The sequence below is a fragment of the Butyribacter sp. genome (genome assembly GCF_056818865.1).
This window is the reverse complement of sequence record NZ_DBLYGC010000002.1, coordinates 117,510-132,537: the sequence shown is the minus strand read 5'-3', so window position 1 is coordinate 132,537 and position 15,028 is coordinate 117,510. Positions and strand designations below refer to the sequence as shown.

Here is a 15,028-nt window from a genome sequence, read left to right as displayed (position 1 = left end):
AGCTGCCCCTTTCATCAATTATCTATAAAAGTTTAAACATTTTTCTGACATTTTCTATCTCTGATTCATAATCTGCCATCATGTCTACAAGAGTTTTATCATCGTTCATCTCTTGTGCTATAAGCATCATGTTTATATTATGAAATCTGCTGCCCGCTCTCTCATTGTCCATTGTCTCATCAAAATGAACACTGTTTTTACAGGTAACTACTTCACCCTCATCTCTCAATTCCGTTATATAATATTTGAGCACTTCATCCTGAAACATCACAAATTCTTTCACTCGTATTCCCTCAAACACATTCGGCATAGTCTCTATAATATACTCATCTTCACTTATTTCTTTTTCTTCTTTTGAGGATGCTATATAATAATGTATCTTTACATCATATTCAGGATTTGCCGTATACTCAACATAATGTTCGTCAAGTATGTGCACCGGAAGCGGAAACTTTCCATAATAATCCTTGAAGAATGGAAATATTTTCCCACTGTTATAAAGCTTGTTCAAATTGTAATCCGCAAAATTCAGTTTTTCCTGACTGAGTTCTTTCTGCGTGCTGAAATATTTAAGTACAGCAATGAGACAAGGAAGATTATCCTGTTTTCTTACTTCCCTGTAAAAATATTCAAAAATCTTTTCAGGAAGCGGATATTTTTTTATAAGATACTTATAAGCAAGCATCTTCATAAATGATACCGTAAGTTTTCTGTTTGAATCATGCTCATAAAAACTGTAAAAGACACTATAGCTCTCCGGACTGAATTCCTCCGTAAACACAAGCTGGGCTATTATCCTTTCCTCCAGTTCTTTAACATCAATTCCGAAACCGTCAGCAGCCTTCCACAAATCTATCATGCTGTCAAGGTTTCCATTATAAAACATGCACATATATTTAAGCATATTTTCATCGAATTTACCATTCGCAAATATGTGGTATGCAAGTTTTATAAGCGAACCATCCTCTGTTTTCTGATTTTCAAAATAACCGGATGATATTTGCAGCAGTCTCTTCGGTTCTATATTCTGATAGCCAAACAGCATTATTCCTTCCATTGCCTTATCGTAACAGTGTCTTACAGTACAATACTCTATATACTGTTTCCTGTCTCCCGGACTCACTTCATTCCAATCAATAGTCTTTAATGCCTCATCAAGCAAATCACCCTCAAAGTTGTCAAAATAATATCTGAGCATAGCCGAAAAGATTTTTCTTTTCTGATATGCACTTACGATATCAAGTTCATAAACTCTTCTAAGCACATCGACAGTGTCCGCATTTATCTGTCTGAAATGTTCTATTTTGTCGTACATGAAAAGCAACAGACATGCATTTGTCTTGTTCATCTCAAAGCACTTGTCAGCAAGATAATCGAGGTGTAGAAGTTTGTTCAATGTGTAATCAATAGACATTGCATATCTGTTATCAAGTGCATCTGCAAGAAATACCTGTGCATTTTCAGTAAACACCTGCACAACCGCCTTTCCGTTCACTACCGGCACAAACTGTTCATCCTTCAATTCCCTATGTCTTACATACACACCGACTATATCAGGATTCGAGCATTGTATCTCATGAGCAAACATAATGTCAGGAAGTTTCTGAGCCACATCGTCTGTAAGATTGTCCTCATTTAAAAACTGCTCATAGCACACGGCAAGATTTTCACTTATTCTTCCTGCCTCAATCTGTGCAAATGCAAAATCTTCGATAATATTCTGGTATGAAGCATAAGTATCAGGGTCATTCTCACGATTTTTTATGATATATGCATACAACATCGCCTTTTTTGATACCGACAAATGATTGTCATACATAAAATAAAGCAGCACTGATTTTGTAAGTTTTATACTGCTGTCCTGTTTTAACGAATCCATATAATACTCAAATAGTTCAGTTATTTTAAGGTTGTGCTCTATGGCAAGACCATACCATTTATTTGCTTCCTGATTTATTTTCTGCCCTCTCATATACATTCTGCATATTCCTGCAAGCACTTCGTCATCAGAAAATCTCGCATATGTACTTATCATATCTCTCAGTACGACTTTATTAAACTCTTTTGAACGCCCTGCAAGGTAAACATATCTGAGTGCAAGTTCCTTTGACAAGAATTCATTTTCACAGCCCCAGTGAAGACATCTTATAATAGCAGGAGTGATTTCTCTGAGTGCACCTGCTGATGTATTTAACGCACTGCACATTTCAAAATAGATAACCGGACTGCTGCATCCACCCTCCACACAGTCAAGTACATCCTCAAGTTTTCTTCTGTCTGATTCATAGACCGGGTCAAGATAAAGCAAGAACCATAATATCTGCCAGCTGTTATCCTCACTTTCATAACATGCCCTGACTTTTTCTATGCACTCGTCTTTTATATCATTTTCTTCTGCCCATAAAGCTTTAAGATACTGATATGCACAGTAATTTATCTTTTCTGTCTCATATAATCTGTTCTCTATCTCATCAAAATATGACAATCCGCTTTTAACTCTGCTGTTGTCACCTGATAATATACCCAGATGTATATCATAAAGTTTTTTGGCATTTCCATCTATATGTGCCAGATTTTTCTCGGCACTCAAAATGTAATCTTTCTTTTCTATTCTTCCCATGGAAAATTCAAGATACATCTTCATTAAATCATAATACGCCGTCTGTCTCGCAAGAGATTTGACAACAATATCATGGTCAGTACCTCTTTTCTGTGCCATAACCTCTATAACAAGTGTCTGCCTTACAGTCTGAATCATCACTCTTCCGTAATTGATACCGGCAGCCATCTTGTCAACATCAACAAGAAACTTTATTTTATATGAATTTCCCGAAAATTTATCTGTCCATATTATTTTGTGCTCTGGCTGCAGAAACTTTGCATCGGAGACAACATGCAGTTCGCAAAATCCCCAATTATCCTTGGTGATAGTGACCTCTTCCTCAAATGATTCAACACAGTCATCATAAATAAAATTTGTCTTATCAAGTGTAAATTGAATAGGAAGTTTTTTGTGAATTGCAATGAGAAATTCTTCCATTGCTATGCCCTTGCTCGTACCCGAAAGAAGCCCTCTGTACAATGCTATATTCCCAGGTTCTTTATATAAAAATACTTCTTCAAATTTTTTATTTTTAAATAATGCCACTGCCTCCGATTCATCTTCACGCGCAAGGTTTGCAAAATGAAACATATCTTTTATCTTTCCAATGGAGGCATTGCATGCAGGAACACCTATTGAAATACTAAACGGTATTTTAAGGCTTCCACAGTCTGATATAATATCAAAACTGCCTTTTATCACTTCTCCCGGAATACATTTTTCTCCAACAAATGTATATTTTATCTCGCACTCTTTTCCCTCAAAGCTGTCATTCTCAAGCATCATATAATGACAGTCTGTTACTGCCATGCCTCTTATAACAGAGCCTTTATCCGTCCACACTCTGATATTTCCTGAAATATTTTCCCCTGCCTCCGTTTCAAGCGAGATTTCTGAGCTGTCACATTGTATAACAGACTGCTCATATTCAAATTTGCCATTTGCATAAAGATTTATCTTTTTGTTCATACAACCCTCCGGAAAATGATTACCACTCTTACTGATGGCATTAGTGGGTATATTATATCACTTATCGGCTCTTTGTGTAAAGAGACGTGATTACTTGTATTTTCGCGTAATCTCGAAATCTATTCTTACTCTTGATGTATCCCAGCAAAGCAGATATAATAAAGGGGTTGCATATGAAGATTTTAACAGTGAAAGGATTTTATTATTATGAAAAATATATCTGACAGAAAACGTATAGTTGTAAAAGTCGGTACATCAACTCTTACGCACCGCACCGGTATGCTCAATATCAGGAGAGTGGAACAGCTTGTTAAAACTCTTGCTGACATTCAAAATTCCGGTCATGAGGTTATTCTTGTTTCCAGTGGTGCTATCGGTCTTGGGATGGGTAAACTTGGTCTCAGGGAACGCCCAAAGGATACTCCCGGCAAACAGGCTTGTGCCGCTGTCGGTCAGTGTGAACTCATGTACCTTTATGATAATCTTTTCGCTGAATACAGTATAACCGTCGCACAGATGCTTCTTACAAAATATATCCTTCTTGAGGACAGGCGGAAAAATGTTGAAAATGCTATGGAGAGACTTATTGCTCACGGTGTCATTCCTATAATCAATGAAAACGATACTGTTGCCATAGATGAGCTTGAACTTGAAGTTGGCGAAAATGATTCGCTTGCTGCTACCGTAGCTGCAATTGCAAAAGCTGATTTACTTATCATCATGTCAGATATAGACGGACTTTACGACAAAGACCCTCATACATATGATGACGCCAGACTTATCCCTGTCGTACATGAAATAACAGATGATATAAGAGCACTCGCAGGCGGTGCCGGAACAAAACTCGGAACAGGCGGCATGATTACAAAATTAAATGCCGTTGAGATTGCATATGACTCAGATATAGATGTGGTTCTAATGAACGGTCAGCATCCTAAAACTTTGTATGATTTGTTTGACGGTAAAACTGTCGGTACATTCTTCTGTAAAAAACCGGATTGAATATTTTAAATTAAGAACAATATTTATTCGATATAAAAAATAAAATAAGCACATACGAACACACATACAAACAGCAGAGATTGATATAAATTTTCAATCCCTGCTGTTTATTTTAAGTCTATGACAATTTATCAAGTAAAATTTTAACCAGTTTATCATTGTCCTCAGGATTCATGAAACAGAATCGGATATATTTGTTATCAAGGAACGGAAATGTTGAACAGTCTCTTATCATAAGTCCCTGTCTTATAGCCGTATCAAAAAGTTCCTCCGATGTCACATCCTCTTTTAGTATTTTCACAAGAATAAAATTAGCATGCGGCTTATAGAATTTTAAGTTAGGACATTTTTCTAATATTTCACATATTCTCTTCCTCTCGGATGATATAAGTTCCCATGTCTCATTTATATACTCAGTATCTTTAAACATTATCTCACCTGCTATTGCTGCAAGCGAGTTTATAGTCCACGGATTTTTTCTGCTGTCTATCTCTTTTAAAAGTTCATGATTTCCGCATATTGCATAACCAAGTCTAAGCCCCGGCGCTGCAAAAAATTTTGATATTCCACGCAGAATGATAATGTTATTGTAATAACCCGTAAGCGGAATAGATGTTATTTCAGAGGTATTCTCCGAAAATTCCACATAAGTCTCATCAACCATAACAAATATTCCTTTTTCTTTACATGTGTCAAGAATTATTCTCATGGATTTTCTATCGATTTGAGACGATGTAGGATTGTTCGGGTTGCATACCACGAGCAAATCTATATCGTCTGTCAATGCTTTCTGCAGTCCTTCTATATCAAGTTTGAAATCATCTGTTTCTTTAAGCCTGAAATACTGTGAGCGTCCGCCGCCAAGTGCAACTTCATGCTCATATTCCGAATATGTCGGTCCTACAATAAGTGCTTTCGCAGGTTTCTTAATCTGAATAACAAGTGAGATAAGTTCAGTTGAACCATTACCCACAAGGATATTTTTATAATCCGTTCCAACATAATCCGCTATACATTTTCTAAGTGACGTATATTCTCTATCAGGATAAGATGTAATCGCATCTATGTGTGATGCCAGCTCTTTTTTTAATTTGTAAGAAATTCCCAAAGGATTGACATTGGCAGAAAAACTTGTTATGTCTTCTTTTTTTATGCCGTATATTTTTTCTATCTTCTCCAAATCGCTCCCATGAAAATGCTCTTTATGTTCAATTTTATCTTTGCTCATCTTAATCTCCCTCACAATCCATGTTATTATTTTCCAACAACAAGTATATCACTGCATTCATTGTATGTGAATATTTTTTATCGGTTTCAGGAAAAATGCTGACATTTTCAACAGGATTATGGTGATTACCACCTGTGATACCATGCTGATTTTAAACCAGTTATCCTCGATAAAAACCGGAACCGAGCCATTGAGAATTTCTGCCAGTTTTGAAATTGCCGATACTGATTCGCATTGTTCCATTGTCATCTGTATTACCGTAAATACAGGATTTACAAGCAGTACCAGACATGCCCCACTGACATCAGGCATGTTTCCGACAGCTCCCATATAATTATAATAATATAATTTTGCTATGATATATGTAACTCCGATTATTATAACCGTCCCTACACATACAAGCATAACTTCAACCATTGAGCAGACCATTGCCGGAACGGTTTTCTTCAAGACAGTGGATGCAAGCATTCCCATACTTCCGATAAAGAATGATATGACGAGTATTGCAAGCATAAACTGTACAAGATCCTCCATCCCAACTCCTCCTATCGTAAATACAATAGATATAACAGGCAGGCTTGATACCACCAACAACAGCACCATGCTGACCGATGAAAGCAGTTTTCCCATAACTATTTTTTCAGGTGTCAGCACTGTCGTAAGCAGTATATCAAGCGTCTGCTTCTCCCGTTCGCCAGCTATACTTCCAGCCGTAAATGCCGGAACCAAAAACATTACTGCTATTATCTCCATGCTTATAAGTATATAAAATACCTTTGCGGCTCCCGAATAATCGACATACGGATTCAGATGCATATTAAACATTACCTCAAATCCTGTTATTGCGATAATTCCAAGCATGAGATTAAAAAGAAATATTATTATTGCAAATTTAACCGAGCGCACCTTGAGCTTTATCTCTTTACCATAAACCGGATTTATCCTTATTTTCATTAAAAAGAACCTCCCTTTTTTCGGTAACTTTCATAAATATTTCTTCCAGATTACCCGACTGTCTTATAAATGATGCAACACCTACATTGTTTGTAACAAGCTGTTTCAATAATTCCGCTTCATCATCAATTGTCCCCAAAAAGCCTATTGTAATATCGTTATCCGATATCGAAATATTACTCACCTTTTTATCAGCTTTTAGCAAATTTACCGCTGTCTGTTTTCCTTCTGTTACATGAATATGAATCGGATTAGATGCATTCAGATGAAGCATGATTTCATCAACTTTTCCCTTTACAAGCATTTTCCCCTGGTCTATCACGCCTACAGATGTACATAATTCCGTAAGGTCATGCAATATATGAGAACTTATAATTAGGGTCTTTTTTTTATCTTTTAGTCTCTTTAAAATATCCTGTATTTCAAGTCTTGCCCTCGGGTCAAGTCCCGAAGCCGGCTCATCCAATATAAGAAGTTTCGGGTCATGCACCAGACATCTCGCAAGACACAGCCTCTGTTTCATTCCTCTCGACAATTCATCAACAAAAAATTCAGATTTATCTGCCAAATCCACAAGTTCCAAAAGATTTTGACATAATTTTTCTGATGCCGAACCCGTTATACCATATATTGAAGCATAAAATTCCATATATTCTATAACTTTGAGATTATCGTACACACCAAAAAAATCGGGCATATAACCTATAATTCTCTTTATTTTTTTACTGTTTTTTACCGCATCTGTTCCTGCAATTGTTATACTCCCTCTATCAGGCTGATTAAGACCAGCCATAATTCTCATGGTTGTTGTCTTACCTGCACCATTTGGTCCTACAAAACCAAATACTTCTCCATCAGCTACATCAAAATTCAAATCATCAAGTGCAACAAAATCTCCATATTTTTTACAAAGATTTTTAACTTCTACCATACATTCTGCCCTCCCGTCTCAGTACTGTCGTTCGAAAAATAATATTTCTCCGTTTCTTTTTCGTACTCTCCAACAAGTTTTACTTCCGGAAGACATATATTGCCAACCTCCTTATTACTCTTGTGTTCAATTGAATAATAAAGTATAAGTGAACCATCAGGTTCAAGATAATCATTCATGTTTCTTATTTTTATTTCCTTACCTGAACTAAACAATTTTTCCAGCTTATTTGTCTGCTTATTTCTGACACTGACTGTTCCAAAAAAGCCATAATCAGAATATTTATTACCTTTTTCTAAAAATTCACAGCCACCACTTGTCTGTTTTGAATACAAAAGCTCTTTAAGTATGAACGATTTCGGAAATTTGTAAGTTACTGAAAATCTTTCCGGTGTACCTGAATATACGTCATATCCGTTTGTATATTCACTTTTATAATTTGCGGCATATGTTTCAAGTGACTCTATGACATCGTATCCGTCAATCTGCTCACTCATCTCAAAATTTCTGCACACACCTGTAACTCCATACAAATCATAGTTAAATTTATCTCTAAAACCTGTTTTTGTATCATCACTCACAAATCCATAAAACCATGCTTTTGCATTTGAGTTATCCTCAAGATATTCTTCTACAACTCCAACTTTTCTTCTGAGACTTGCCGCCATACTGTTTGAGTACATATTTCCACCCATAGCCGATTCAATCATCGAATTTACCGAATTACCATAATCCGAACTATTGTATGTACCCGACTTGGCATACTTGTTTACGTCTATTGTCTCCCCTTTCTCTATATCACCTATATAAAGAAGATTTCCCTGATAATATATCATACAGTTATTAAGAGCATATCCCAATGTATTTGTCACTGTTCCGATAAGCCGCATATCATTTTCTGATACATTTATTGATACAGTCCCCGTATCCCTGACTCTTTGCTTCATAAGAAATTCGGCTCCCTGAAATGAAGATAATCTGTTCATGAGAAGTCTTGTATTATTTTCATTATACTCAACCCCATATTCATAGTCAGAAACATTGTCGCCTTTTATTTTGCTGTCAATATAATATGCATCCGTATTTTTAGGAGTGATATTACATTCTCCTCTCAAGCTTATGGAAAACGGATTATTTGAAATACTGGTAACACTGAATAATGTACTCATATCTTTTGCTTTCGCATTTTTATCATTACCAAGTACGATTTGCGAAAGATAATTTATATATGGCCTTTGTATTCTCGTGCTTGTTCCTACTATGTATATTATCGCCGAAAAAGCAACTGATAAAATAGGCACCGCTATCCATAAATACCCTCTTTTTTTTCTTCTCCTAAAAAAAAGATACATGCCTGGTCCTGCAATTATCACATATATTCCCAATATACAGCCATATAACTTCATGTTCGGTAATACATCATTCTCATTTATTTTTAATGCCTCATCCATATATGAATATCCCATATTGCCGTATGAAACATTTTCACTCTGCATCAATAACTTTTTCTTCGTGCCTTCACTCAGATTACTCTCTATGGTATAAATTAATGCCTTCCCATAGCTTTTCCAGAATTTTTTAGGAATATTAAAAGAAAACTCAGCAACAATAATACTTCCATTGCCAAGTTCTTTTGAAATCATAAGTTTTCTGCCATCGTCTATTAAAACCGAATCTTCATTAAGCCTGAGATTTACAATATCTATTTCCATACTGTCAGTCTCATTCGTGCTTTCTGTGTCAGTCTCCTCTTTCTCATTCCAGCCAAAACTTGTTGAAATTCTCTCTGTCTTTCCTATATATCCCCGTATAAGCGTGCTGTGCAGCTTTTCAAATTCCTTTTGGTAATTACTCCCTGTTCCTACAACAAGCGTACCTCCTGTAGCAATCCACCTTTTTAATACCCTTATGTTGTTTCTGCTGAATTTACCGGTATCATAGTTGTCAAGCAAAATAATGTCTACACTGTCCAGCATGGAAATTGTCTCAAAATCACAGGCACTCATATCAAACACCCTGCCGGTAACACCATTGTTATCATTGTCAATGTCGTCTTTTCTTCTCAGGCTGTCAGATACATAACCGAGTTTTGCCGGTGTATCCGACAAAATCCCCATATAAATCCCTGTAATGTCTGTATCCGCATCGACTTTCGTGTGTGCTCTCATATATACATTTCCACTATTATCACATATAGACACTATATATTCCTGACTTTCAGAGAGCAGCGGAATTGTAAACTGAACTCTTTTACTTTCCTGCATACCGACAACAAATGATTTCTGAATCATTTTCATGTCACTGTTTTCTCCCGATTGATATGTCAGTCTGAATTTGCCGGAAAACGGCTTGCCCTCATTGTTTATCACCGCTGATACTTTCATATCTTTTCCGTATTTAGTATAACCTCTGTAACCAAAAGAAACCTGTGCTGTGATTTCTTTTGCGCTCATCCTCATTGCACCGTTTTTTAATTCTGTTATATTTGCCGCTTCTACATTACACTGATAATGCCTGTCAGCAATAATTAACAATGCAAATAAGATGAGCAGTCTGATCATCCGTAATTTATATCTTGATTTCATCTTTTACCTGCTCATCACTATTTAATAATTCTTTTTTCTGCATATTTAACGGAAGTGCTATCGTAAAACATGTTCCGTCTGTATCACTTTCTACTTTTATCGCTCCATCATGCAGAAGCACTATCTGTCTGGCAATATTGAGACCAAGCCCTGTACCTCCTGTCTGAACTGAACGTGAATCCTCTACCCTGTAAAATCTGTCGAATATACGCGTTAAACTCTCTTGTGGAATTATAAGACCAAAATTTGTTACCCTTATTTGAATTTCCTTTTCAAACTTTTCTACTTCTACAAAAACTCTCTTTCCATCCCTGCCGTATTTTATCGCATTGCTTATAAGGTTTTGAACTGCCCTCGCCATAAGTTCTCCGTCAGCATATATAATACACCCGGAAACATTCTGCGATAAATTATATTCAAGCCCATTGTCATGAAACTGCGGATAAAATTCCTCAACCATCTGCTCTACAAGCTTAACTATATCTATCTCGCTTCTGTGAAGCGTAATCTCGCCACTCATAAGTTTAGTATAGCTGAATAGTTCTTCTATAAGTCCCTGAAGCCTGTTTGCCTTACGCATGGCAATCTCTGCATATTTATGCCTCTCCTCCTGATTGTATTTTTCCATATCAGTCGCAAGCTGAAGATATCCTATTACCGATGTGAGTGGTGTTCTGAGGTCATGTGCGACACATGTTATCATATCTTTATTTGCCTGAAGTGCTTCTCTCTCTGATTTCATAAGCGCATCCAGTTTTTCTGACATCCTGTTTATCTGTATCGCAATCTCCCCGATTTCATCTTTTCTTCTCACTTCAATCCTGCCACCGCCATCACCGAAAGCCATGTGTGCTATACTTCCCGATATATAGCCTATATCGGCTGTAAGCTTTCTTGTTATGAGCATGAAATACATGACAAAAAACAAAAACAGAAAAAATAATATTACAAGCATCAAAAATATTAATGTATTTTTGTCCCACCTTTTAATCGCCTGATAATTGAATATCCTTCCTCTTTCGCCTGTCGTTTTTTGAAACTTTTCAATCATTCTGCCGCCACGACCATACCCACCGTACGAAATGCCGAGTGCCGTACTCAAAAGATAAAGCCCAAAGCCACACACAAGCTCTGTGATGACTGATAAAAACATACTTAATGCAACATAAAATATCAGTTCTGCCCTAAGGCTCTTGAATAAACTACGCTTCAATTTTATATCCAACTCCCCAAACCGTTTTAATAATCTGCGTTTTTCCCGTTCCTGACTCAATCTTCTCCCTGAGTCTTCTTATGTGAACCATCACAGTGTTGCTCATCTCAAAACTTTTTTCTTTCCAGACACGCTCAAAAATCTCGTCTGTAGAAAAAACCTTGTTTGGATGCGAAGCCATAAGAAAGAGAATATCAAATTCTATAGGTGTAAGTTTGACCGGCTTATCATATGCCTTTACCTCATGTGACTTCTTGTCCATCCATAAATTTTCTATGTTTACAACATCTGATGTTTTTGCTTCTACTCCCCCAAAGCTCTGGTATCTTCTCAATTGTGATTTAACTCGTGCTATAAGTTCGCTTGTATTAAAAGGTTTCGTCACATAGTCATCTGCTCCGTTCACAAGACCTGAAACCTTATCGTTCTCGCTGTCTTTGGCACTTAACATAATTATGGGAATCGTGCTTGTCTCCCGTATCTTTGCACATACCTCATTTCCATCTATTCCCGGCATCATAATGTCAAGAATTGCAAGGTCTACTTCTTCCCTGTCAAACAATTCCAAAGCTTCTCTCCCATTATACGCTTTAAAAACATGATAACCCTCGCCCCTTAAATGGATTTCCACCAAATCCGCTATCTCATGATCATCATCAACTACTAAAATATTTCCGTCTGACATATCAGCCTCCTTCCCGGACAGTTCATATGTAATTCATTTACTCTACAACTGTAATAATAACATATGCGCAGTCCTTAAATCTTTACTTTTTTCTTAATATTTGTATACATTGTGCTCATTATATCATAAAAATACCGACCTCAAATCGTTAGATTTTAAGTTCTAACTTTTTGGAGCCGGTATATCTTTTTTATTATATGTATAAAACTTAACAGCTTTCATCTCTCATTGTAAGCTGAAGTTTTTCTCTCTCTTTTGTATCAATTTTAGGAATTGAACGGTCTTTAAGTGACTCATATACTTTCGGAACCATGATACTCTGGTATGCCGGTCTGATAATCTTATCGACATTTATAAGTTCTTCCATTCTGTGTGCACTCCATCCAACTATACGTGCCATTGCAAATATAGGAGTAAACAATTCATGCGGTATTCCAAGCATAGTGTAAACAAATCCGCTGTAAAAATCCACGTTTGCACTTACGCCCTTGTAAATAGCACATTCCTCTCCTATAACTTCAGGTGCAATTCTCTCTATCATTGAATATAATTCAAATTCTTTCTTCTGGTGTTTTTCATTTGCGAGCAATTCAACAAACTGTTTAAATGCAACTGCTCTAGGGTCTGATATTGAATAAACTGCATGACCCATACCATAAATAAGACCTCTCTTATCAAAGGCTTCCTTACGCACAAGTTTTTTAAGATATGCTCTTACTTCATCCTCGTCCGTAGTGTCTTTTACATGTGCCTTGAGATCCTGCATCATCTCGACAACTTTAATATTTGCTCCACCATGTTTTGGCCCTTTAAGTGACGAAAGTGCTGCAGCTATTACAGAATATGTGTCTGAACCTGCAGATGTAACTACTCTCGTTGTAAATGTCGAGTTGTTTCCACCACCATGCTCCATATGAAGTACAAGTGCAAGGTCAAGAACTTTTGCCTCAACATCAGTGTATTCTTTATTCGGTCTGAGCATACGCAAAATATTTTCTGCCACTGAAAGCTCGTCTGACGGTCTGTGAATATAAAAACTCTCATCACATTCATAATGGTTGTAAGCGTGATAACCGTAAACGGCAAGCATCGGAAATACACTTATAAGCATAATGCTCTGGCTAAGTACATTTTCAAGTGAATTATCCGTAACCTTATCATCATAAGATGCAAGTGTAAGAACACTCTTTGTAAGAGAATTCATAATATCCTTTGAAGGAGCTTTCATAATAACATCCCTTACAAAGTTTGTAGGGAGTCTTCTGTTCTTTGCAAGAACAGTCTGAAACTCCTTAAGCTGTTTGTCTGTAGGAAGCTCTCCAAACAAAAGCAGATATGCTGTCTCCTCAAAACCAAATCTGTTATCTTTTCTGAAACCTTTTGTCAAATCATATATATTGTATCCTCTGTAAAAAAGCTGACCCTCACAAGGTATAACTCTGTCTCCGTCCATCTCAGTAGCTTTTATAAGAGAGATATTTGTGATTCCTGACAATACTCCTTTTCCGTTTTTATCTCTAAGTCCCCTTTTAACGCCAAATTCATCAAATAGTTTTCCATCTATGGAATTGTTCTCCACACATACTTTTTTGTAACGCTTTGTGTATTCCTCCATCATCTGTTCATGACTTCCCTGAAATATTCCATCCTGCATATATCACTCATCCCTTTCTCTTTTTTTGTCATTAATAAATTATACCTCTGTTGTATAACAACTGTCAAATTTGTCTGACATTTTTTAATAAACTTTTAATAAAAATTAAATCTTTATAACTGCTTTTGACCCCATTATCTTAAAGTTTGCTGATTATAAAAGGCATACTTGAAAATATCTCTAATTACCTTTATTATATTATGGATACATTTATTGTTTTATAATTGAAATCAATACATAAAATTGAAATATACCAAATATATCAGAAAGGTTGTGTATTATGTTAGAAAAAGAAGTTCTTGACAATATCGTAAACGAGATTACCGACAACTATCACAGCGAGGAATTATTTTATTTAAAATCAGGGCACTGTATGCCAAACCGTGACACTATAACACATATCATAATGGGGCTCAGGCAGCTTATGTTTCCGGGATATTTCGACAATGAAAATCTGAACAAAACTGTACCTGAATTTTTTGTAGGTCACAATATCACAAAAATCTACAATGACCTTTACTGCCAAATTAAAGCGGCATTTTTACAGCAGGCAAAAGATAATGCAGATGAAGCTGAAATTGAAAAACATACAACTGAAATATGTTCAAACTTTTTTGCATCATTCAGCCACATTCAAAATCTTTTATTAAAAGATGTAAATGCTGCTTTTGACGGTGACCCTGCCGCAAAAACAAAAGAAGAGATAATCTTTTGCTATCCGGGACTTTTTGCAATTTTTGTTTACAGATTTGCACATGAGCTTTATAAAATGAATGTTCCGTTCATACCAAGAATAATGTCTGAGTATGCGCACGACCACACGGGTATCGATATAAATCCGGGTGCTACAATCGGAGAATATTTCTTTATCGACCACGGTACGGGCGTTGTTATCGGAGAGACAACAGAAATCGGAAACAATGTTAAGATATATCAGGGTGTAACACTTGGCGCACTCTCAACAAGAAGCGGTCAGCTTCTTCGCAACATCAAACGACATCCAACCATTGAAGACGATGTAACCATCTACTCAAGTGCATCAATACTTGGCGGTGAAACAGTTATCGGAAAAGGGTCGGTCATTGGCGGAAATGCATTTATCACAGAATCTGTTCCTGCCGGAACAAGAGTAAGCGTTAAAAATCCTGAACTTAGTTTTTCCACAAAGAAAAAACACAGTGCCGATGAACTTCCACGATAATAAA

The 15,028-nt window shown here is 36.4% G+C and carries 10 protein-coding genes; 2 read left to right on the top strand and 8 right to left on the bottom strand.

Annotated features, from left to right (window positions below; genetic code table 11):
• Positions 1–22 precede the first annotated feature (22 nt).
• Positions 23–3,571 (bottom strand): DUF5717 family protein, encoded by a 3,549-nt coding sequence (locus ACZLXV_RS01515; protein ID WP_482382281.1) that lies wholly within the window; start codon positions 3,569–3,571, stop codon positions 23–25.
• Positions 3,572–3,778: 207 nt separating this feature from the next.
• On the opposite strand from ACZLXV_RS01515, the gene proB reads away from it, so the two are divergent.
• Positions 3,779–4,573, top strand: a complete 795-nt coding sequence (gene proB / locus ACZLXV_RS01510) for a glutamate 5-kinase (RefSeq protein WP_022225702.1) — start codon at positions 3,779–3,781, stop codon at positions 4,571–4,573.
• Between the two features lie 118 nt (positions 4,574–4,691).
• On the opposite strand, the gene ACZLXV_RS01505 is transcribed toward proB, so the two are convergent.
• From ACZLXV_RS01505 to ACZLXV_RS01475, 7 genes are all read right to left on the bottom strand, one after another.
• Positions 4,692–5,801, bottom strand: coding sequence for a pyridoxal phosphate-dependent aminotransferase (locus ACZLXV_RS01505; RefSeq protein ID WP_022225701.1), 1,110 nt, complete (start codon positions 5,799–5,801; stop codon positions 4,692–4,694).
• Between the two features lie 57 nt (positions 5,802–5,858).
• The gene (locus ACZLXV_RS01500; RefSeq protein WP_022225700.1) at positions 5,859–6,755 is read right to left on the bottom strand and encodes an ABC transporter permease; all 897 of its coding nucleotides are present in this window, start codon (positions 6,753–6,755) and stop codon (positions 5,859–5,861) included.
• Positions 6,724–7,686: an ABC transporter ATP-binding protein gene (locus ACZLXV_RS01495; RefSeq protein ID WP_022225699.1), complete on the bottom strand. Its 963-nt coding sequence runs from the start codon at positions 7,684–7,686 to the stop codon at positions 6,724–6,726. Before ACZLXV_RS01495 ends, ACZLXV_RS01500 begins: the two co-directional genes overlap by 32 nt.
• Positions 7,680–10,271: a DUF8725 domain-containing protein gene (locus tag ACZLXV_RS01490; protein ID WP_482382280.1), complete on the bottom strand. Its 2,592-nt coding sequence runs from the start codon at positions 10,269–10,271 to the stop codon at positions 7,680–7,682. Before ACZLXV_RS01490 ends, ACZLXV_RS01495 begins: the two co-directional genes overlap by 7 nt.
• A complete protein-coding gene (locus ACZLXV_RS01485) occupies positions 10,255–11,484 on the bottom strand; it encodes a sensor histidine kinase (RefSeq protein WP_022225697.1) in 1,230 nt (409 codons plus the stop codon). Before ACZLXV_RS01485 ends, ACZLXV_RS01490 begins: the two co-directional genes overlap by 17 nt.
• Positions 11,474–12,169, bottom strand: a complete 696-nt coding sequence (locus tag ACZLXV_RS01480; RefSeq protein WP_022225696.1) for a response regulator transcription factor — start codon at positions 12,167–12,169, stop codon at positions 11,474–11,476. Before ACZLXV_RS01480 ends, ACZLXV_RS01485 begins: the two co-directional genes overlap by 11 nt.
• A 208-nt stretch (positions 12,170–12,377) precedes the next feature.
• On the bottom strand, positions 12,378–13,823 hold the full coding sequence (locus ACZLXV_RS01475) for a citrate/2-methylcitrate synthase (protein ID WP_022225695.1): 1,446 nt from the start codon (positions 13,821–13,823) through the stop codon (positions 12,378–12,380).
• A 280-nt stretch (positions 13,824–14,103) separates the two neighbouring features.
• Here ACZLXV_RS01475 and epsC point away from each other — a divergent pair, with 280 nt between their 5' ends.
• Positions 14,104–15,024, top strand: a complete 921-nt coding sequence (epsC, locus tag ACZLXV_RS01470) for a serine O-acetyltransferase EpsC (protein ID WP_022225694.1) — start codon at positions 14,104–14,106, stop codon at positions 15,022–15,024.
• Positions 15,025–15,028: the final 4 nt, after the last annotated feature.